The organism is Acidovorax sp. 94 (assembly GCF_003634645.1).
In the GTDB taxonomy this organism is placed as follows: Bacteria; Pseudomonadota; Gammaproteobacteria; order Burkholderiales; family Burkholderiaceae_C; genus Acidovorax; species Acidovorax facilis.
In genome coordinates, this window is record NZ_RBJA01000001.1 from 1,765,783 (window position 1) to 1,783,793 (window position 18,011).

Genomic DNA, 18,011 nt, shown 5'->3' on the forward strand with positions numbered 1-18,011 from the left:
AGACCCGCCCCCTGACCCCATGAAAATTCTGATCGACTTCTTCCCCATCCTGCTGTTCTTCGGGGCCTACAAGTTCTATGGCATCTATGTGGGCACTGCAGTGCTGATGGGTGCCACGGTCGCTCAAATGGCGCTGATCTACGCCATCGACCGGCGCCTGCAGACCATGCACAAGGTCACCCTGGTGCTGATCCTGCTGTTCGGCACGCTCACGCTGGTGCTGCAGGACGACCGCTTCATCAAGTGGAAGCCCACGGTGCTCTACGGCGCCATGTCCATCGCCCTCGCGGTGGCGGTGTGGGCCATGAAGAAGAACTTCCTCAAGATGCTGCTGGGCAGCCAGCTGACGCTGCCGGAGAGCGTGTGGCACCGGCTGAACGTCGCCTGGATCGTGTACTGCGCCTTCATGTCGGCCATCAACGCGTATGTCGTCGTCAACTTCAGCACCGAGGCCTGGGTGGATTTCAAGCTCTGGGGCTACGCCTTCCCGCTGGTCTTCCTGGTGGGCCAGGGCATCTATGTGGCGCCCCACATCAAGGGCGACGAAGGCGACGAGCCTGCTGCCTGAAGGACAACCTGCCATGACCACCCTCGCTCAGCAAATGCACCAGACCCTGGCGGACCGTCTTACACCCACCGCCCTGGAAGTGCTTGATGAAAGTGCCGCCCATGCAGGGCACGCGGGCGCCAACGGCACCGGCTTTGGCACCCATTTTCGGGTGCGCATTTCGTCACCTTCGTTTACAGGCAAGCCCCGCGTCGCACAGCATCGCCTTGTGTATGATGCGCTGCAAGAATTTATTGACCAAGGCGTTCACGCCGTCGCCATTGAAGTTCTCTGAACCGGCCCCCATATCCTCTGTTGCCGGAACTCAGCTGGCAAACAACCTCTCATTTTTTGGATTCCGCATGAAGAAACAGCTCCTGTCCGGCCTCGTGGCCGCTGCCGTGCTGGGCACGTTGGCCCTGCCCGTTTCCGCCCAGAATGTCGCCATCGTCAATGGCAAGGCCGTGCCAAAAGAGCGCGTTGAAGCCCTCAAGCAGCAGGTGGAACGCTCGGGCCGTCCTGTAACGCCTGACATCGAAGGCCAGATCAAGGAAGAAGTCATCACCCGCGAAATCTTCATGCAGGAAGCGCAAAAGCGCGGCCTGGAAGGCTCGGCAGACTACAAGGCACAAATGGATCTGGCCCGCCAGACCATCCTGATCCGCGAACTGTTCGCCGACTACCAGAAAAAGAACCCCGTGACCGACGCCGAGATCCAGGCCGAGTACGACAAGTTCGTGGCAGCCAACAGCGGCAAGGAATACAAGGCCAGCCACATCCTGGTGGAAAAGGAAGCGGATGCCAAGGCCATCATCGCCTCCATCAAGAAGGGCGCCAAGTTTGAAGACATCGCCAAGAAGCAGTCCAAGGACCCAGGTTCTGGCGCCAAGGGTGGCGACCTGGATTGGGCCAATCCTTCGAGCTACGTGAGCGAATTCACGGAAGCCCTGGTCAAGCTCCAAAAGGGCAAGATGACCGACGCTCCCGTGAAGAGCCAGTTCGGCTGGCACGTTATCCGCCTGGACGACGTGCGCCAGGCAGAACTGCCCAAGCTGGAAGAAGTGAAGCCCCAGGTGGCCCAGCAACTGCAACAGCAAAAGCTGGCCAAGTTCCAGGAAGACCTGCGCGCCAAGGCGAAGGTCGAGTAACTGGAAAGGCAACTGCGCATCTGCTTTGGCAATGCACTCAAAAAACGCGGCCCAGGCCGCGTTTTTTTATGGGCGGGTGGAAAACCGCCCCACGGTGACCGGAGCGGCAGCGGGGCCTATGGGTGCAGACCCCAGAGCGGTCCCCGGCCCACTAACCCTTCGTTATCCAGGCTACTGCCATCAGCAGCCCAATCATGACCGGCTGGTGCACCATGTAATAGCTCAGGCTCCACCGCCCCAGCAGTGCCAGCGGCTGCAAGCCTTGGGGAACCCGCCACCCCAGCCAGTGGCCCCGACCCGCAGCCATTGCCCATTGGCCGGCAGCCAGCCCCCACCACAACACCCCCAACCACGGCAGCACGGGTACGTAGTCTTCGGTAAAAGGCTTGCGCGACACCAGACCCAGCCAGTTGAGCGCGCGCCCATTGAACCAGGGCGCAGCGTCGGCCCAGGCACCCGCCAAAAGCTGGTGCGCTACCGATGGCAACGCCACAGCCACCAACCCGGCAAGCCACAGCCACCTCCCCCACCCTGCGGTACACCGGGCAATGAGCAGCATTACAGCCATACCGTGCAGCACGCCAAAATGAATGAAGCTGTGGGGAAACATCACGAACGACCCCGCAGACACCAGCAGCGCGCAGCCAGCGATCTGCAACCACCGCCGACCAAACCGAGCCCACCCCTGTCCCTGGTGCAGCGCAATGGCCTGCCCCAGCCCGGCGCAGAACAGGAACAAGCTCACGATCACCGTCCGCTGCGAGGTCCAGAATGGGTCGGCGCGGAAATTCTGCGGCCAGAAGCCCAGATGGCTCAGGTCAAAGCAAAAGTGGAAGACCGTCATCCACACCATTGCCAGGCCGCGCAATGCATCTACGCTGTCATAACGTGGTGACGGCTGGAGCGAGGAGAACGGGGCAGGCGGCAAGGGAAGCGCACGGTTCATGGCAATACCAGCGGAAGGTGTCGGTGCGGACACTTGCCCGCCCTATGGGCCAGATGGTACGCAAATCCAACTCCGTCTTGCCACGCGGGTCGAACCATACATTCCAACAAGCAAAAAGAATGCGGGCAAGAAAAAAGGCCTTGCAGCATGTGCTGCAAGGCCTTCAAACATTGGTCGGAGCGGCGGGATTCGAACTCGCGACCCTCTGCTCCCAAAGCAGATGCGCTACCAGGCTGCGCTACGCTCCGACAGCTCGTATTCTAACCCGGCAATTTCCCTGTTTTTGGTTCAACGCGTGCTTTTTGTGATTTTTTTTAAAAGCACGGTGCGAAGACCTGAACCGGGAAAGCACCGCCTCTGGGAGAAACAGTGCGCAGATGAAGGAACACAAGAAACCGTTTGCCCCAAGAGCCGGACCAAGCAAGCGTTAGTCCGTGCCTCCCTGGGCGGAAAATCAACGATTGCCCGAAGGGCCGGGACCGCGACCGGCCAGATGGCGGAACGTGATGCGTCCTTTGGACAAATCGTAGGGCGACATTTCCAGCGACACCTTGTCACCCGCCAGAATGCGGATGTGGTGCTTGCGCATCTTGCCGCCCGTGTAGGCGATCAGTTGGTGACCGTTGTCCAGCGTCACGCGAAAGCGCGAGTCGGGAAGGACTTCCGTCACGGAGCCTTGCATTTCAATGAGTTCTTCTTTGGCCATGTTCTATCTTTTCAAAACAAATATTCTGTGATCGGCACCTGACGCTTGTGCATCCACCACGGCAGCTACGGCGTGGTCGGTGCTCGACACACGGTGCATTGCGGGCGGTGGGAGTCGCTGCACCCGGGGCGCAGATCAGGCAGAGGGCCGGGGGAGACGGCTTCAATGGACAGGCATAAGCACTGTGCAAAGCCTGTCAATTGTACCGCGATGTACCGTGTCTTGCCTATGGGGAAGCTTGCTCTTCGGTCGGCGCACGCCCGCGCACCGAGGTGGGACCCGCAGAGCCTCCCTCGTCGCGCCCTTGCACAGCTGCTGCCAACGTCCGCACAAGGTCCGTCTGTGTGATCACCCCTACCAGACGGCCCTCGCTCTCCACAATGGGAATATGGTGGTGCCCGCCCTGGGAAAACAGAGGGACGAGATCCATGGCGTGCTGCCCCACGTGGGCCACCTGGACCGGGTGCGACATGATTTCGCCCACATTTTGGGGCTGCCCCGTACGCCCCATGACCAGTGTCCGCAAACGCTGCCCCAAACCTTCATGCATATCCAGGTTGGCCAGCCGCATGAAGTCCGCCACCGTCACGATACCTACCACCAGGCGTTGGGCATCCACCACGGGCAGCGCCTTGATCTGCTGGGCACGCATCAACGCCCAGGCGTCTTTAAGGGAAACCCCCGCCTCCACCGCAAACGGTGGCCTGGACATGATGTCCGAACAGCGAACCTCCCCCAGCGTCCGCTGGAAGGCTGCACGGCCCGCCAAGTGCAACAGCCCTTCCAGATCGGCACGGCTCACGTCCAGCACCTGGTTGTAGTGTGCCAACGCTGCATCCACATCCGAGGCGGTAAAAGCGCCCTGAGCAATATCGGTTCGGGCCGCCATCCGCTGAGGATGGGGGTACCGGCGCCCTGTCAGGCCGTTGTAGACCACGGCCGAGACCAAGAGAACGATCACATTGAACAGGATGGGAAATGCGGCCAGATGCCACCCGTCCCCCGCGGTCAACACGACATACAGCGCCATTGCTCCGCCCGGTGGATGCAGGCAACGCAGGGGCACCATCAGCGCAATAGCCAACCCCACCGCAACCGCCCCTGCAAGTGCCGGGTCCGGGATGAACGCGGAGCAAACGGCGCCCACCAGCGCAGACAAAGTACTTCCTCCCAGGACCGGCCAGGGCTGGGCCAGTGGACTGGACGGCATGCCAAACACCAGGACCGCACTCGCCCCCAGCGATGCCACCATCCAGGGACCTGCGCTGCTTCCCCCTGCCCACCAGCGGCTGAGCAATCCCGTCACCAGTACACCGATCACGGCGCCCACAATGAAGCGAAGCCTTTCGCGTCCGTCGATACCTAACGGTGCGGGCCAGAAATGGCGCAACCACCGGGCTAGACGCACCCGCATGGACTGGGAACTGGACGATGAAGATGGGGGTGATGAAAGGGGCATGAAGCAATCGGAAACATGCGGTTTGCCGCCTTCCGGCGAGACGGGGCGCACCCCCTTCAAGAGCTGGCAACACCGGTCTCCAGCGTCACCCATGCCTCCATTTTGCAGGGCATTGAAGCACTCCCACCCAGAGAGCCACTGCACTCGCGGCCAAACGACCCGTCACGGCTCTTAGAACCGTGCCTATGCTCGAAACTACTGATACCGGAGGCTCAAATAGCTGCCCACAGCAAAAATCACACGATCTATACTGCACAAAAAACACAAAACTGCACTTTAATTCATAAACTTGGTTCTATGTCCGTCAAGCAGCCCTTGGTAAACCCATCATCGGCGAGCCTCTGCCGCCGGGCCCGACTGCAGTCCTCGGGCACCTCGCAATGCGGGAGCCCCTTGCCCAACGGTACGGGTAACCCATAGGTATTCACCACCGAATGCTTGCAGTAAATTACTTTAAGCCTAAACAAAGGAGACAAGTCCAATGACCACCCGCCGCCTCGTCATCAGCCATAGCGCCGCCCTCGTGGGCGCCGCATCTACAGGGCTGTTGCTGCCCTCCATCGTGCGTGCGCAAAGCGGCAAGGTGCGCGTGGGCTTCATGCTGCCCTACACCGGTACCTTTGCACAACTGGGGGTCGCCATCGAGAACGGCGTGCGCCTGGCCATAGACCAGCAGGGTGGCAAGCTCGGCGGTCGCGAGATCGAATGGTTCAAGGTGGACGACGAGTCCGAGCCCAGCAAGGGTGTCGAGAACGCGAGCAAGCTGGTGCAGCGCGACAAGGTGGATGTGCTGATTGGCACCGTGCATTCAGGTGTGCAGATGGGCATTCAGAAGGTGGCGCGCGATACGGGGGTTCTCAACCTGATTCCCAACGCCGGCGTGCATGCCGCCACGCGCGCACTGTGTGCCCCCAACGTTTTCCGTACTTCGTTCAGCAATTCCCAGCCAACGCTGGCCCTGGGCAAAGCCATGGTCGAAAAGGGCCACAAGAAGGCTGTGTGGATCACCTGGAAATACGCGGCAGGGGACGAAGCCTTCGAAGGCTTCAAGCAAAGCTATACCGCAGCCGGCGGCACCATCGTGAAGGAACTGGGCCTGCCTTTCCCCAACGTGGAATTCCAGGCGCTGCTGACCGAAATCGCCGCCCTCAAGCCCGACGCCGTGGCCTGCTTCTTCGCGGGCGGCGGTGCTGCCAAGTTCATCAAGGACTATGCGGCCGCAGGCCTCAAGGACAAGATTCCGCTGTACGGCTCGGGCTTCCTCACCGAAGGCGTGCTGGACGCTGCCGGCCCCGCTGCCGACGGCATCATCACGACCATGCACTACAGCGACTCGCTGGACACACCGCGCAACAAGCAATTCCGCCTGGAATACGCCAAGGCCTTCCGCAGCCAGCCCGATGTGTACGCGGTACAGGGCTACGACACCGGCCTGCTGCTGGTGCAGGGCGCCAACGCCGTCAAGGGCGACCTGTCCGCCAAGGCTGCCGTCATCAAGGCGATGGAAAGCGCCACCATCGACAGCCCGCGCGGCAAGTGGACGATGAGCAAGGCACACAACCCCGTGCAGGACATCTACCTGCGCCGCGTCGAGAACAAGGAAAACAAGGTGATTGGCATTGCCGCCAAGGCCCTGGCCGACAGCGGTGCCGGCTGCCGCATGGGCTGACGCGCTCACCCCACTGCCCGGGGCACGGCGCGTGCTGGACTTCGGGTCCGGTCCGCCCCGCAGCTTTGACACAATGCATTGATGGACTGCCGCCATGGCAGGCCTGTCTGCTGTGCGCCCGGACTTTGCGGCCACCTTGCCTTCCACCCAATCCTATGTCGCTCAGTACCTACCTGCTCTACCTTGCCGCAGTGGCCCTGCTGGTTCTTTCGCCCGGCCCGACGATGCTCATGTGCATGACCAATTCTCTGCAGCACGGCCCGCGCAAGGCCCTCGCCGCTGCTGCAGGCAGCGTGACGGCAGTGCTGGGCACCATGTTGCTTTCGGCCCTGGGCCTTGGCGCATTGCTGGCGGCATCGGAAACCGCCTTCTGGGTGCTCAAGGCTGCCGGCGCGGCGTATCTGATCTGGCTTGGCATCAAGACGTTTCGCAGCCAGACAACGGTGTTTGACGAGATGCCCGCCAACGGCACGCAAACCAAGGCCGTGGTGCCCGCGCGCAAGCTCTACATCCAGGGTCTGATCGTGGGCGGCAGCAACCCCAAGGCCCTGCTGTTCTTCACGGCGTTCTTCCCCCAGTTTCTGGACCCGACCGCCGCATGGGCGCCGCAGTTTGCCGTGCTGGCAAGCACCTTTGTGGCTTTTGAATTCACGGTTCTCACGCTGTGTGCACTGGGTGTAGCACGGCTGGCACCCGTTTTGCGCTCTGGCGCACGCATGCGCTGGTTCAACCGCATTTCGGGCGGCCTGTTCACGTTGATGGGCACCCTTTTGCTGGCGACACGCCGCGCTACCTGATCCCCTGTCTGTTTGCCCACCATGGACTTCGCCACTTTCCTGATCCAGTTGCTCAACAGCGTGCAGTACGGGCTGCTGCTGTTCATGCTGGCCGCCGGCCTCACGCTGATTTTCGGAATCATGGGGGTGGTGAATCTGGCGCACGGCAGCTTTTACATGCTGGGGGCTTATCTCGGCTATTCGCTGTCGGGCCACTTTGGCAGCCTCACGCTGGCCATCCTGGGGGGTGCCGTGCTGGCCGTGTTGTTCGGCCTGGCGCTGGAGTGGCTGCTGTTTCGCCACTTCTACCACCGCGACCACTTGGACCAGGTGCTGCTGACCTTCGGCCTCATCTACATCTTTGAGGAACTGCGCTCCATCCTCTGGGGGGACGACGTGCACGGCGTCCCGATTCCAGCGATGCTGGACTGGTCCATTCCGCTCACCGACACCCTTTCCTACCCGGTCTACCGGCTGTTCATCTCCGGCGTGTGCATGGCGCTGGCGCTGGGCCTGTACCTGCTGATCTCCAAAACGCGGCTGGGCATGAAGATCCGCGCAGGCGCCTTCAACCGCGACATGGCCGAATCGCTGGGGGTGAACATCAAGCTGATCCACGCCATCGTCTTTGCGCTGGGCGTGGGCCTGGCGGCCGTCGCGGGCATGGTGGCCGCGCCGGTATCCAGCGTCTATCCCAACATGGGCTCGTCCGTTCTCATCATGTGTTTTGTGGTGGTGGTGATCGGCGGCATAGGTTCCGTGCGTGGCGCCCTGATCTCGGCCCTGCTTGTGGGGCTGGTGGACACCTTTGGCAAGGTGTTGCTGCCGTCGATGGCCGGGATGCTGGTCTACATGCTGATGGCGGCCGTGCTGCTGTGGAAACCCGAAGGCCTGTTCAAACAATGATGACCCCGATGCTTGCCACTGTCACTTCGCGCTCTTCCCACGCCATACACGCTTCACAGCCCGGTGGCTCCCTATGAGCACACCCCGCGCCCATATCGAAGTGCTGCCGCGCAGCGTGCAATTCGCCCTGGCACTGGGGCTGGCTGCGCTGCTGCTGTTCCCGGTTGTCGGCAGCGACTTCTACGTGCAGATGGTCACACGCATGATGATCATGGCCATCTTCGCAATGAGCCTGGATCTGCTGCAGGGCGTGACTGGCCTGGTGTCGCTGGGCCACGCCGCCTACTTTGGGGTGGCGGGCTATGCCCTCGCCTTTCTCACGCCCGCCGATACGCCGGTGAGCCTGTGGTGGTCGCTGCCCCTGGCGGTGGCGGGTGCCGGGCTGGTGGCGCTGATCATCGGCTTCTTCGTGGTGCGCACGCACGGCATCTACTTCATCATGGTCACCATGGCGTTCGCACAGATGGTGTTCTATCTGTTCTTCGACAACAAGGTGCTGGGCGGCTCGGATGGCGTGTACATCAACTTCCGACCCGACGCCTCCATCTTTGGCTGGCTGCCGTTCGACCTCGAAGGCCGCAAGACTTTCTACTACTTCACGCTGGCGTTGGTGTTGCTCGTCTACGTGCTGCTGCGCCGCCTGCTCTGGAGCCCGCTGGGCCGCGCACTTTCAGGTATCCGCATCAACGAGCACCGCATGCGTGCCATGGGCTTTGGCACTCAGGGCTACAAACTCACCGCCTTCACCGTGGCAGGTGCACTGGCCGGGCTGGCTGGCTACCTGTGGGGCGCGCAGACAGGCTATGTGAACCCGGAGCTGATGGGCTTTCACATGAGCGCCCACGCCATCATGATGATCATCCTGGGTGGCATGGGCAATTTTGCCGGGGCCATCGTGGGCGCCTTTGCCTTTGAGTATCTCCTGCATGTGTTCAAGGACATCACCAAACACTGGCAACTGCTGATGGGCAGCTTCATCGTGCTGGTGGTGGTGGCAGCACCGCGCGGGTTGCTGGGCATGCTGGGGCAGCGCCGGGCCGCCAAAGCGCAGGAGGATTCTCACCATGGCTGATGCTCTGCTCTCGGCCCGCCAGCTCACCAAACGCTTCGGAGGCCTGGCCGCTGTCAACGGCGTATCGCTGGACCTCTGGCGTGGTCAGATCCATGCCGTGATCGGCCCCAACGGCGCGGGCAAGTCCACACTGACCAACCTGCTCTCGGGCGACCTTCCACCGAGCGCGGGCCAAGTGCAACTTGGCAGCACCGATGTGACCGGCTGGGCGCCCGAGCGCATATCGCGCCAGGGCCTGGGGCGCAGCTACCAAAAAACCAACATCTTTTTGCCGCTCACAGTGCATGAAAACGTGCGCCTGGCCGCGCAGTCGCGCGATGCGCAGCAGCCCTGGAACCCGCTGCGCTGGTGGCAGGACACACGTGCAAACACTATCAAAAACAGAGCTACCAACGCCCGCCTGGAAAGCGCTATCGAGCTTTCTGGCTTGAAAGACCGGCGCATGGCGATTGCCGGTGCCATGAGCCACGGCGAGCAGCGCCAGTTGGAGATCGCCATGACCCTGGCCACGGAGCCCCAGGTGTTGCTGCTCGACGAGCCCCTGGCGGGCATGGGCGTGGCCGAAGCGGAACGCATGGTCGAGCTGCTGCAGCGCCTCAAGCCCGCCCACGCCATCATGCTGGTGGAGCACGACATGGATGCCGTGTTTGCGCTGGCCGACCACCTCACGGTGATGGTCAACGGCGAAGTGATCGCCCATGGCACACCGCCCGAGGTGCGAGCCGACCCCACAGTGCAAGCCGCTTACCTGGGGGAGGATCACTGAGATGAGCGCACCATGGATTGATGCCAAGGGCATCCACACCTTCTACGGCAGCAGCCACGTCCTGCACGGCATTGATTTCACCGTGGGCCAGGGCGAGACCATCGGCCTCATGGGCCGCAACGGCATGGGCAAGAGCACCCTGCTCAAGTCCCTGATGGGCCTGGTCAAGCCCCGCTCTGGCAGCGTGGCCGTGGCGGGCCGCGATATGACGGGCAAGCCACCCTATGAGGTGGCGCGCCTGGGAATCGCTTACGTGCCGGAAGGCCGTGGCATTTTTGGCAACCTGAGCGTGGTCGAGAACCTGCAGATGGCCGCGCGCGCCGGCACACGCGGCCAGCGCGATTGGACCTACGAGCGTGTGCTGGAGACCTTCCCGCGCCTGAAGGAGCGCCTCGGCCACGGCGGCCAGCAGCTCAGCGGGGGCGAGCAGCAGATGCTGACCATTGGCCGCGCGCTGATGACCAACCCCGACGTACTCATCCTCGACGAGGCCACCGAAGGCCTGGCCCCGCTGATCGCCCGCGAGATCTGGCGCATCTGCAGCCTGATCAAGGACAGCGGCATCAGCAGCGTCATCGTGGACAAGAACTGGAAACACGTCACGCAGATCACCGACCGCAACATCATCCTGGTCAAGGGCCAGGTGGTGTTCGAGGGCAGTTCGGACGCACTGCACGCGCAGCCGCAGTTGCTGGACCAGTACCTCGGGGTATGAGCATGCGGTCGATGGCGCCCCGCCGATAGAATCGTTCGCTTTCGTCTTCGAGGGGTTCGCCCGTGTCCGATCGCCTGGCAGTTCTGCCGCAATACCTCCTGCCCAAGCAGGCACTGACCACCCTGGCTGGCAAATTTGCGTCGGCCCAGCTGGGCGGACTGACCACCTCGGTGATCCGCCGCTTTGTGGCCCGCTACAACGTCAACATGGGCGAGGCCGCCAACCCCGACATCACCAGCTACGCATCGTTCAACGACTTCTTCACGCGTGCGTTGAAACCCGGGGCCCGCCCGCTGGCGGCGGCAGACCTGATCTGCCCCGTGGATGGCGCCATCAGCCAGTTTGGCCCCATTGCCAAGGACCAGATTTTCCAGGCCAAGGGGCACACCTACTCCACCACCGCCTTGGTGGGCGGCGATGCGGAAGCAGCAGCCCGTTTTGACAACGGCCACTTCGCCACGCTGTACCTCAGCCCGCGCGACTACCACCGCATCCACATGCCCTGCGCGGGCGAGCTGACGCGCATGGTGCATGTGCCGGGCGATCTGTTTTCGGTGAACCCGACCACGGCACGAGGTGTGCCCGGCCTGTTCGCGCGCAATGAACGCGTGGTGTGCTTTTTTGAGTCGGCCCAGGGGCCCTTTGTGCTGGTGCTGGTGGGCGCCACCATCGTGGGCAGCATGGCCACCGTGTGGCACGGGCAGGTCAACCCGCCACGCACGGGCACGCTACGGCAGTGGGACTACGCCAAAGGTCAGGTCAGCCTGCAGCAGGGTGAAGAAATGGGCCGCTTCCTGCTCGGCTCCACGGTGGTGATGTTGTTTCCCCGGGGGCCATTGCAATTCAACCCGCAGTGGGCTCCGATGCGGGCGATTCAGCTGGGCGAGGCCATGGCACAGCGCGGGGCAGTCTGAGCGACCGCAGCCTTGCGACAGACAAAGGGTGGTAAGCACCCTGCCCTGTGCACCAGCCCGTCAGATCCGGTCCGGGACGCGCGTCAGCTGAAACGCGGTGGGGGCCAGTTGCAGGGTGTCGGGGTGCACCGCAGTGTCGTTGCCCACCAGATAGATCATCAGCGCATTACGGCGGATGACCACATGGCTGACCGTTTCGCGCTGCTGCTTCCACTGGACGGAAGCGCCAGGCTTGAAATGGGGCATGTAGTAATAGGCGGTTGGATCCATGGGGTGCGGCTCCTTCCGCTTGAGTGGGCCAACAGGGAGCCCTCTCAGCGGCCAGATGTGGACCGCTGGCCCATGGTAGCACCGAACCCCCATCAACAGTGAGAGGGCTAGCTCACAAGCTTGAGCAAGCTCAAGCCTTTGATGCTGACGTGGCGAAGGCCAGCGCCGCAGTCAACATGCGCTGCAGATGGGGCTGGACGCGCGCCGCAACCTCCGGCAGATAGTCAAATGGCAAGGCCTCCTGCATGTAGCTGCACTGTGTCATTTCCAGCTGGATGGCATGCACGCCTTGCTCTGGCTGGCCGTAGTGGCGTGTGATGTGCCCGCCCTTGAAACGGCCGTTGAGTACGGCGGTGTAGCCAGTGGCTTGTTGTGCAATCGACAGCAGTTCTTGCGCCAGGGCGGGGTTGCAGCTTTCGCCATTGGCCGTGCCCAGGTTCAGGTCGGGCAGCTTGCCCTCAAAAAAGCGCGGCAGTACCGAGCGGATCGAGTGCGCATCCCATAGCACCGCCACGCCATGCCGGGCCTTGATGCGGTCCAGCTCGGCACGCAGTTGTGCGTGGTATGACACCCACACCGCATCGCGCCGCGCCGCCACCTCTGCATCATCCGGCACATCCCCTTGGGCGTAGATGGGCGTGTCATCAAAGGTATCGACCGGGCACAGGCCGGTGACGCTCTGGCCGGGATACAGGCTGGTGCCGTCGGGCGGGCGGTTCAGATCGACGACATACCGCGAATGCGTGGCTACGAGGATGGAAGCCCCCAGGTCTTTGGCAAACGCATACAGCCGCTCCATGTGCCAGTCGGTGTCGGGCACCTGGCGGGCCTCGTCGGTAAAGCGGGCCGCCAGCGCCGGGGGCACATAGGTGCCCGCGTGGGGCATGGACACCAGCAGCGGTGCGGTACCGGGGTAGAGAACAAAAGGTGGTGGAGAGGTATCAGTCATCACAAATCCAAAGGTATGGGTTCAATCTGGCGCGATGGTGGCGGAACGCGCGGTCACAAACGCATGGGCAGCACCATCGTGCAGTGCGTGCCGGCCAGCAGCGATGCGCCGCTGGCCCGCCACCCACACACTGTCAATGGCGGAGGTGCGGTGGCTGCCAAACACATGGGCCGACAGCATGCTGTGCGCGGGCAGATCGCGCAGCGCCACATGCTGCGCATTGAGAGCCACCAGGTCGGCCTGCTGCCCCACTGCGATGCCGCCAATGGCGCGCCCTGCGGCCTGCGACCCGCCTGCAACGGCCTGCAAGGTCATGGCCGTCGCAACTTCGGGCTGCGCTGCATTGGCAAGCACATTGCGCTGGCGCAGCGACAGGCGCTGGCCGTATTCGAGCATCAGCAGTTCCTCGGCCGCGTTCACGCAGGCATGGCTGTCAGAGCCCACGCCCCAACGGCCGCCGTGCTGCAGCCACAGCGGCATGTCGAAGATGCCGTCGCCCAGGTTGGCTTCCGTGGTGGGGCAGATGCCAGCCACAGCACCCGTGCGGGCAGCATCGGCGTATTCCTGCGGCGTCATGTGCGTGGCATGCACCAGGCACCAGCGCTCATCCACCGGCGCGTGCTCCAGCAGCCACTGCACAGGGCGCTGGCCACTCCAGGCAATGCAGTCGTCCACCTCCTGCGTCTGCTCAGCAATGTGGATGTGGATACGGGCCTCGGGGTTAAGCGCCGTGAGGCCCTGCACAGCAGCGGCCAGGCTGTCGGGCGGCACCGCACGCAGCGAGTGCGGTGCAAGACCCAAAACGGCCCCTTGCGCCTGTGCAGCGGGCGTGAGCCGCTCCAATAATGAGAGCATGTTGTCCGTGCTGCGGATGAACCGGGCCTGGTCTGCACGCGGCGGCTTGGCGCCAAACCCGCTGGTCTGGTACAGCACCGGCAGCAGCGTGATGCCCATGCCCGCGTTGCGCGCTGCGCGCAGCAATGCCTGCGACAGCGTGGCATCGTCGGCATACGGTGTGCCATCCTGGTCGTGGTGCACGTAATGGAACTCGCACACCGACGTGTAGCCTGCCTCCAGCATCTCCACATACAGCCAGGTGGCGATGGCCTCCAGAGACTCGGGCGTGATGCGTGCGGCAAAGCGGTACATCAGGTTGCGCCAGCTCCAGAAGCTGTCCTGACTTTCCCCCCTGTACTCGGTGAGGCCCGCAAACGCGCGCTGGAAGGCGTGCGAATGCAGGTTGGGCATACCAGGCAGCACAGGCCCTGGGGCCACGGGAGTGCCCTGTGGCACAGCGGCTTCCGGTGTGACGGTGCAAAGGCGCCCAGCCCCATCCCATTGCAGCAGTACATTGCGCGCCCAGCCGGTGGGCAGCAGGGCGTTCGGGACAAACAGCTCATTCATGGATCACGCTCCAGAAGGGTAGGCGCTGCGCCAGAAGGCTTCCAGTGCGTCGCAAAAAGCCTGCGGCGCCTCGTCAGGCCACATATGGGTGGCCTGATGCACCACCAGATGGCGCGCCTGCGGCATGGCACGCGCCGCAGCGCTGGCGACTTCGCCAAAGACGGGGCGTGTGTCACCGCCCTGGGCAATGCACACAGGCAGCGTGATGGCCGCCAGGTCGGTGGCAGACAGCGGCAGCGGCGGCGTCTGCGACATGATGCGCGGCAGCGTGTGCGCGTTGTCCAGTTGCAGGGCACGCCGCTCTGCAGGCTGGCGGTCAAAGTACCCCGGCGACTGGCCTGAGGCATCCATGAGGGCACGGGTAGCAGCGGCCAGATCGCCCTGCAAAACGGCCTCGGCCAGCGGGCCGTACATGAGCTGTGCATCGGCCTGAAAGCGTGCCAGCGCTTCCGGCTCCTGCAGATAGGTCGGAAAGCCTGGCTCGTACACGAACACGCTGCGCAGCCGCGTGGCGTGGTGCCGCGCCATGTACAAAGCGGCATGTGCTGAATACGACCAGGCCACCAGATGCACCGGGCCCTGGCCCCATGCGTCGATGGCACGCACCAGGTCATCCAGATGCGCGGCCAATCCAAAGGGCGGGCCATCGTCGGGCCAAGCCTCCGTACCAAAGTAGCGCAGCGTGACGGCCAGTGTGTTCCAGCGCGCAGCCAGATGGCTCTGGTGGGCCGACCACATCCGCGCATCGGCCAGCGCACCGTGCACCAGCAGCACGGGCGCCCCCTGCCCTTGCTGGCGCCCGGGCATGGGGCCCAAGCGCAGTTCCGATACAGCCATGCTCATGCCTCACTCCTTGCCCTTGCAATACGCCCTTGCCGCACGATGGTGCAGTCGGGCTTTTGGCCCAGCCAGTAGGCCAGCTCGGCCGCCTCGCCCACAGGCCACAGCACAAAATTGGCGGGCCTGCCAGATGCGATGAGGCCGTGGGAATCTTGCAAGCCCAGCGCGCGCGCGGCATGGGTGGTGATACCAGCCAGCGCCTCGGGCACCGTCAGGCGGAACAGCGTGCAGGCCATGTTGGCCATCAGCAGCAGGCTGAGCGCGGGCGAGGTTCCGGGGTTGTGGTCGGTGGAGACGGCCATGGGCACGCCCGCTGCGCGCAGCTGCGCGATGGGCGGCAGGTGCGTGTCGCGCAGCGTGTAGTAGGCACCGGGCAGCAGCACGGCCACGGTGCCTGCGGCCTTCATAGCAGCGATGCCGTCGGCCGAAAGGTGCTCGATGTGGTCGCATGACAGCGCGCCGTAGCGTGCTGCCAGCGCCGAGCCGCCCATGTCCGACAGCTGCTCGGCATGCAGCTTGACGGGAATACCCAGCTTTTGCGCAGCCCGGAAGACTTGGCTTGTCTCGGCCAGCGTGAAGGCGATGCGTTCGCAGAACACATCCACCGCATCCACCAGGCCCTCGGCGGCCAGCGCGGGCAGCATCTCCTTGCAGACTAGATCGACATAGGCTTGGCTGCGGCCTGCGTACTCGGGCGGCAGCGCGTGCGCGCCCAGGAAGGTGGTGCAGACAGTCACGCCAAACACCTCCCCCAGGCGGCGGGCCACGCGCAGCTGTTTGCGCTCATGTTCCAGCGCCAGGCCGTAGCCCGATTTGATCTCGACGGCGCACACGCCTTCATCGAGCAAAGCCTGCAGGCGCGGAGCAGCCTGGGCAAAAAGTTCGTCTTCTGACGCCGCACGCATGGCCTTGACCGACGACACAATGCCCCCACCCGCCTTGGCCACTTCTTCATAGGTGGCACCGGCCAGGCGCATGGCGAATTCGTTGGCACGCTGGCCACCATAGACCAGGTGCGTGTGGCAGTCCACCAGCCCGGGGGTGGCGAGTGCGCCCCGCGCATCACGGCGCGGCAATGCCTGGTAGGCGGCAGGCAACTGCGCCTCGGGCCCCACCCAGGCCATCTGGCCTTGCTGCACCACCACGCAGGCGGGCTGGCCCTCGGGCACGGGCACATCGGCCACCCACAGGCCGGGCGCGGGTTTCAGGTTCTGCCACACGCCATCGGCGTTCTGGCTGGCGGCCCATCCATTGGGGTGACTGGGGTTGTCGTTGTGTTGCATCTGCCTGCCCACCCGTGGGCTCCGTGTTGAATGCTATATAAATAATAGCTACCAGCGCTTATCCATCAAGCGATGGCGGTCATTTTTATTCAAATTTTGGGGGCTGCACCGCGCTGCAAGGCGATCCAGACCAGTGCGGGCGCATCGGCGTCGGCCCCAGCATGCAGCGGCTCCAGTTGGCCCGGCGTTGCACCACCCTCGCCCGCCCACCAAAAGCCCTGCCCTGCCGCCAGCCCGCGCGGCCCGGCGCCCTGCGCCACCCATTGCCAATCGCCCTGCAGCACCAGGCACAGGCCTGCGGGCGTGTCGCCGGGCGACTGCGCATCGCTTACCACCTGCAGCGGGCCCTGCCACAGGCCCCGCCGTTGCATGAGGTTGAAGTCCTTGGAAGTGCCGCCCAGCATGGCGCCATCCACCGCGTCATCGCCCGAAAAAGCAAACGGCTTCCAGCGCTGCTCCAGCCGGTGCTCCCAGCCCGGGCTGCGCAGGTGCAGGCCGTCACCGCCCAGCAGCATGATCTGGCGATCAATGGCCGGGAAGACCGAGAACGGCCCGGGCCGGTCCACCGTGGCCAGGCTCACGCGCCACTCAAAGCTGTTCATGTCGGCGCCCGGGGGCCAGCATGCCAGCTCCTGCGTGCTGCCGCCGCCGTTTTTCCAGGGCATGCTGGGCGTGGTGGCCAGGTCAAAAAAGTGCATTGCCATCGGTGTCGTTGTCGTTGTTGTCGTGTTCATCAATCAGGATGTTGCGGTGGTCGGCTCTGCGCCCGTGACCAGCAGCGGGAACAGCGGATGGTCCATCTCCGCGCCAGCGGGCAACTCGTCGGCCAGGCCCGGAAACTCGGGCGAGGTCTTCCACGGCCGGGGCGAATGGCGCGTATCGTCGCCGAGGAACCGCACCGAAAACACGCGGCGGCGGTTAGTGCCCTCTACCCCACCCGCCGCATGCAGCGTGAGCATGTGAAAACACACCACGTCACCGGGCTCGATCTCCCAGCCCACGATGGGGAAGGCATCGCGGTCAGCCTCGACATCAGGCAGATCCTGCAGGCTGCCTTCGGGGAACCACTTCGCCTGGTTGTCCATGAAGGTGCGCGGCATGAGCCACGGCCCCTTGTGCGAACCGGCCACAAACTCCAGCGTGGCCGCACGCGACACCGGGTCCACCGGTATCCACATGCTGATGTTCTGCATGCCTTCGATGTTGTAGTACGGCTGGTCTTGGTGCCAGGGCGTCCTCTGGCGGGTGCCCGGCTCCTTCACCAGCACATGGTCGTGGTACAGCCGCACGGTGCGCGACTGCATCAGGCGCTGCGCAGCCAGCGCCAGCGGTGTCTCGTGCACAAAGCGGCCAAACTGCGGGATGTCCTGCCAGTTGCAGAAGTCCTCGAAGAAGCGGCCCGGGTCATCCGGCCTGCTGGCCACTTTGGCGCGTGGGCTGGGTGCGGCCAGGTTGGCATCGATGCCATCGCGCAGCAGTGCCACCTCATCGCGCGTGAGCAACTGCTTGATGCAGATGGCGCCGTCGCGAGCGAAATCAGCGACCTGCTGGTCGCTCAATCGCTCGCGCAGGCGTGCCTGCCACGGTCGCGGCAAAACCCCAGACGAAACATCGGACATGGCACCTCACCTCCAGATCAAA

General features: G+C 63.8%; 20 protein-coding genes and 1 tRNA gene. 10 read left to right on the forward strand and 11 right to left on the reverse strand.

What is annotated here, in order from left to right; all coding sequences use genetic code 11:
- Positions 1–19 precede the first annotated feature (19 nt).
- The 3 genes from C8C94_RS08170 (at position 20) to C8C94_RS08180 (ending at position 1,695) form a co-directional block, all read left to right on the forward strand.
- Positions 20–568: a septation protein A gene (locus C8C94_RS08170; protein ID WP_055394047.1), complete on the forward strand. Its 549-nt coding sequence runs from the start codon at positions 20–22 to the stop codon at positions 566–568.
- A gap of 13 nt (positions 569–581) precedes the next feature.
- Positions 582–842, forward strand: coding sequence for a BolA family transcriptional regulator (locus C8C94_RS08175; protein WP_121420381.1), 261 nt, complete (start codon positions 582–584; stop codon positions 840–842).
- Positions 843–909: 67 nt separating this feature from the next.
- Positions 910–1,695, forward strand: a complete 786-nt coding sequence (locus tag C8C94_RS08180; protein ID WP_055394051.1) for a peptidylprolyl isomerase — start codon at positions 910–912, stop codon at positions 1,693–1,695.
- Between the two features lie 151 nt (positions 1,696–1,846).
- Here C8C94_RS08180 and C8C94_RS08185 read toward each other — a convergent pair whose 3' ends face one another.
- From C8C94_RS08185 to C8C94_RS08200, 4 genes are all read right to left on the reverse strand, one after another.
- Entirely contained in the window at positions 1,847–2,641 is a 795-nt protein-coding gene (locus C8C94_RS08185; protein WP_121420382.1) for a DUF1624 domain-containing protein, read from the reverse strand.
- 171 nt (positions 2,642–2,812) lie between these two features.
- A tRNA-Pro gene (locus C8C94_RS08190) sits at positions 2,813–2,889 on the reverse strand.
- Positions 2,890–3,095: 206 nt separating this feature from the next.
- Complete coding sequence (gene infA, locus C8C94_RS08195) at positions 3,096–3,347, reverse strand: translation initiation factor IF-1 (RefSeq protein WP_010465645.1); 252 nt, start codon at positions 3,345–3,347, stop codon at positions 3,096–3,098.
- Between the two features lie 226 nt (positions 3,348–3,573).
- The gene (locus C8C94_RS08200; protein WP_121422770.1) at positions 3,574–4,599 is read right to left on the reverse strand and encodes an HPP family protein; all 1,026 of its coding nucleotides are present in this window, start codon (positions 4,597–4,599) and stop codon (positions 3,574–3,576) included.
- A 688-nt stretch (positions 4,600–5,287) separates the two neighbouring features.
- On the opposite strand from C8C94_RS08200, the gene C8C94_RS08205 reads away from it, so the two are divergent.
- From C8C94_RS08205 to asd, 7 genes are all read left to right on the forward strand, one after another.
- On the forward strand, positions 5,288–6,475 hold the full coding sequence (locus tag C8C94_RS08205) for an ABC transporter substrate-binding protein (protein ID WP_121420383.1): 1,188 nt from the start codon (positions 5,288–5,290) through the stop codon (positions 6,473–6,475).
- Positions 6,476–6,630: 155 nt separating this feature from the next.
- A complete protein-coding gene (locus C8C94_RS08210) occupies positions 6,631–7,272 on the forward strand; it encodes a LysE family translocator (RefSeq protein WP_121420384.1) in 642 nt (213 codons plus the stop codon).
- Positions 7,273–7,293: 21 nt separating this feature from the next.
- Positions 7,294–8,157 carry a branched-chain amino acid ABC transporter permease gene (locus C8C94_RS08215; RefSeq protein WP_121420385.1) on the forward strand — a complete coding sequence of 288 codons (864 nt, stop codon included), beginning with the start codon at positions 7,294–7,296 and terminating at the stop codon, positions 8,155–8,157.
- A gap of 73 nt (positions 8,158–8,230) precedes the next feature.
- Positions 8,231–9,229, forward strand: a complete 999-nt coding sequence (locus tag C8C94_RS08220; protein WP_121420386.1) for a branched-chain amino acid ABC transporter permease — start codon at positions 8,231–8,233, stop codon at positions 9,227–9,229.
- Positions 9,222–9,995 carry an ABC transporter ATP-binding protein gene (locus C8C94_RS08225; protein ID WP_121420387.1) on the forward strand — a complete coding sequence of 258 codons (774 nt, stop codon included), beginning with the start codon at positions 9,222–9,224 and terminating at the stop codon, positions 9,993–9,995. Before C8C94_RS08220 ends, C8C94_RS08225 begins: the two co-directional genes overlap by 8 nt.
- Before the next feature lies 1 nt (position 9,996).
- Positions 9,997–10,710, forward strand: coding sequence for an ABC transporter ATP-binding protein (locus C8C94_RS08230; RefSeq protein WP_121420388.1), 714 nt, complete (start codon positions 9,997–9,999; stop codon positions 10,708–10,710).
- A gap of 62 nt (positions 10,711–10,772) precedes the next feature.
- Complete coding sequence (gene asd / locus C8C94_RS08235) at positions 10,773–11,624, forward strand: archaetidylserine decarboxylase (protein ID WP_121420389.1); 852 nt, start codon at positions 10,773–10,775, stop codon at positions 11,622–11,624.
- Between the two features lie 60 nt (positions 11,625–11,684).
- Here the strand turns inward: asd and C8C94_RS08240 are convergent, their stop codons facing one another.
- The 7 genes from C8C94_RS08240 to C8C94_RS08270 form a co-directional block, all read right to left on the reverse strand.
- A complete protein-coding gene (locus C8C94_RS08240) occupies positions 11,685–11,894 on the reverse strand; it encodes a hypothetical protein (RefSeq protein WP_055394068.1) in 210 nt (69 codons plus the stop codon).
- Between the two features lie 130 nt (positions 11,895–12,024).
- Positions 12,025–12,843 carry an N-formylglutamate deformylase gene (gene hutG, locus C8C94_RS08245; protein WP_121420390.1) on the reverse strand — a complete coding sequence of 273 codons (819 nt, stop codon included), beginning with the start codon at positions 12,841–12,843 and terminating at the stop codon, positions 12,025–12,027.
- Positions 12,844–12,864: 21 nt separating this feature from the next.
- Positions 12,865–14,247 (reverse strand): formimidoylglutamate deiminase, encoded by a 1,383-nt coding sequence (locus tag C8C94_RS08250; protein WP_121420391.1) that lies wholly within the window; start codon positions 14,245–14,247, stop codon positions 12,865–12,867.
- Positions 14,248–14,250: 3 nt separating this feature from the next.
- Entirely contained in the window at positions 14,251–15,090 is an 840-nt protein-coding gene (locus C8C94_RS08255) for an alpha/beta fold hydrolase (RefSeq protein WP_121420392.1), read from the reverse strand.
- Positions 15,087–16,370, reverse strand: a complete 1,284-nt coding sequence (hutI, locus tag C8C94_RS08260; protein ID WP_121420393.1) for an imidazolonepropionase — start codon at positions 16,368–16,370, stop codon at positions 15,087–15,089. The genes C8C94_RS08255 and hutI overlap by 4 nt, the downstream gene beginning before the upstream one ends.
- A gap of 89 nt (positions 16,371–16,459) precedes the next feature.
- Positions 16,460–17,074: a HutD family protein gene (locus C8C94_RS08265; protein WP_199731221.1), complete on the reverse strand. Its 615-nt coding sequence runs from the start codon at positions 17,072–17,074 to the stop codon at positions 16,460–16,462.
- A 33-nt stretch (positions 17,075–17,107) separates the two neighbouring features.
- Positions 17,108–17,989: a phytanoyl-CoA dioxygenase family protein gene (locus C8C94_RS08270; protein ID WP_121420394.1), complete on the reverse strand. Its 882-nt coding sequence runs from the start codon at positions 17,987–17,989 to the stop codon at positions 17,108–17,110.
- Positions 17,990–18,011 lie beyond the last annotated feature (22 nt).

Excerpts from the sequence above, each read along its gene's own strand:
- C8C94_RS08220 (WP_121420386.1), top strand. The coding sequence starts at position 8,231 with ATGAGCACACCCCGCGCCCATATCGAAGTGCTGCCGCGCAGCGTGCAA.
- C8C94_RS08240 (WP_055394068.1), bottom strand. The coding sequence starts at position 11,894 with ATGGATCCAACCGCCTATTACTACATGCCCCATTTCAAGCCTGGCGCT.
- infA (WP_010465645.1), bottom strand. The coding sequence starts at position 3,347 with ATGGCCAAAGAAGAACTCATTGAAATGCAAGGCTCCGTGACGGAAGTC.
- C8C94_RS08200 (WP_121422770.1), bottom strand. The coding sequence starts at position 4,599 with ATGGTGGCATCGCTGGGGGCGAGTGCGGTCCTGGTGTTTGGCATGCCG.
- C8C94_RS08210 (WP_121420384.1), top strand. The coding sequence starts at position 6,631 with ATGTCGCTCAGTACCTACCTGCTCTACCTTGCCGCAGTGGCCCTGCTG.
- C8C94_RS08270 (WP_121420394.1), bottom strand. The coding sequence starts at position 17,989 with ATGTCCGATGTTTCGTCTGGGGTTTTGCCGCGACCGTGGCAGGCACGC.
- C8C94_RS08230 (WP_121420388.1), top strand. The coding sequence starts at position 9,997 with ATGAGCGCACCATGGATTGATGCCAAGGGCATCCACACCTTCTACGGC.
- hutG (WP_121420390.1), bottom strand. The coding sequence starts at position 12,843 with ATGACTGATACCTCTCCACCACCTTTTGTTCTCTACCCCGGTACCGCA.
- C8C94_RS08255 (WP_121420392.1), bottom strand. The coding sequence starts at position 15,090 with ATGAGCATGGCTGTATCGGAACTGCGCTTGGGCCCCATGCCCGGGCGC.
- C8C94_RS08180 (WP_055394051.1), top strand. The coding sequence starts at position 910 with ATGAAGAAACAGCTCCTGTCCGGCCTCGTGGCCGCTGCCGTGCTGGGC.
- C8C94_RS08170 (WP_055394047.1), top strand. The coding sequence starts at position 20 with ATGAAAATTCTGATCGACTTCTTCCCCATCCTGCTGTTCTTCGGGGCC.
- C8C94_RS08185 (WP_121420382.1), bottom strand. The coding sequence starts at position 2,641 with ATGAACCGTGCGCTTCCCTTGCCGCCTGCCCCGTTCTCCTCGCTCCAG.
- C8C94_RS08175 (WP_121420381.1), top strand. The coding sequence starts at position 582 with ATGACCACCCTCGCTCAGCAAATGCACCAGACCCTGGCGGACCGTCTT.
- hutI (WP_121420393.1), bottom strand. The coding sequence starts at position 16,370 with ATGCAACACAACGACAACCCCAGTCACCCCAATGGATGGGCCGCCAGC.
- C8C94_RS08250 (WP_121420391.1), bottom strand. The coding sequence starts at position 14,247 with ATGAATGAGCTGTTTGTCCCGAACGCCCTGCTGCCCACCGGCTGGGCG.
- C8C94_RS08215 (WP_121420385.1), top strand. The coding sequence starts at position 7,294 with ATGGACTTCGCCACTTTCCTGATCCAGTTGCTCAACAGCGTGCAGTAC.
- C8C94_RS08265 (WP_199731221.1), bottom strand. The coding sequence starts at position 17,074 with ATGGCAATGCACTTTTTTGACCTGGCCACCACGCCCAGCATGCCCTGG.
- C8C94_RS08225 (WP_121420387.1), top strand. The coding sequence starts at position 9,222 with ATGGCTGATGCTCTGCTCTCGGCCCGCCAGCTCACCAAACGCTTCGGA.
- C8C94_RS08205 (WP_121420383.1), top strand. The coding sequence starts at position 5,288 with ATGACCACCCGCCGCCTCGTCATCAGCCATAGCGCCGCCCTCGTGGGC.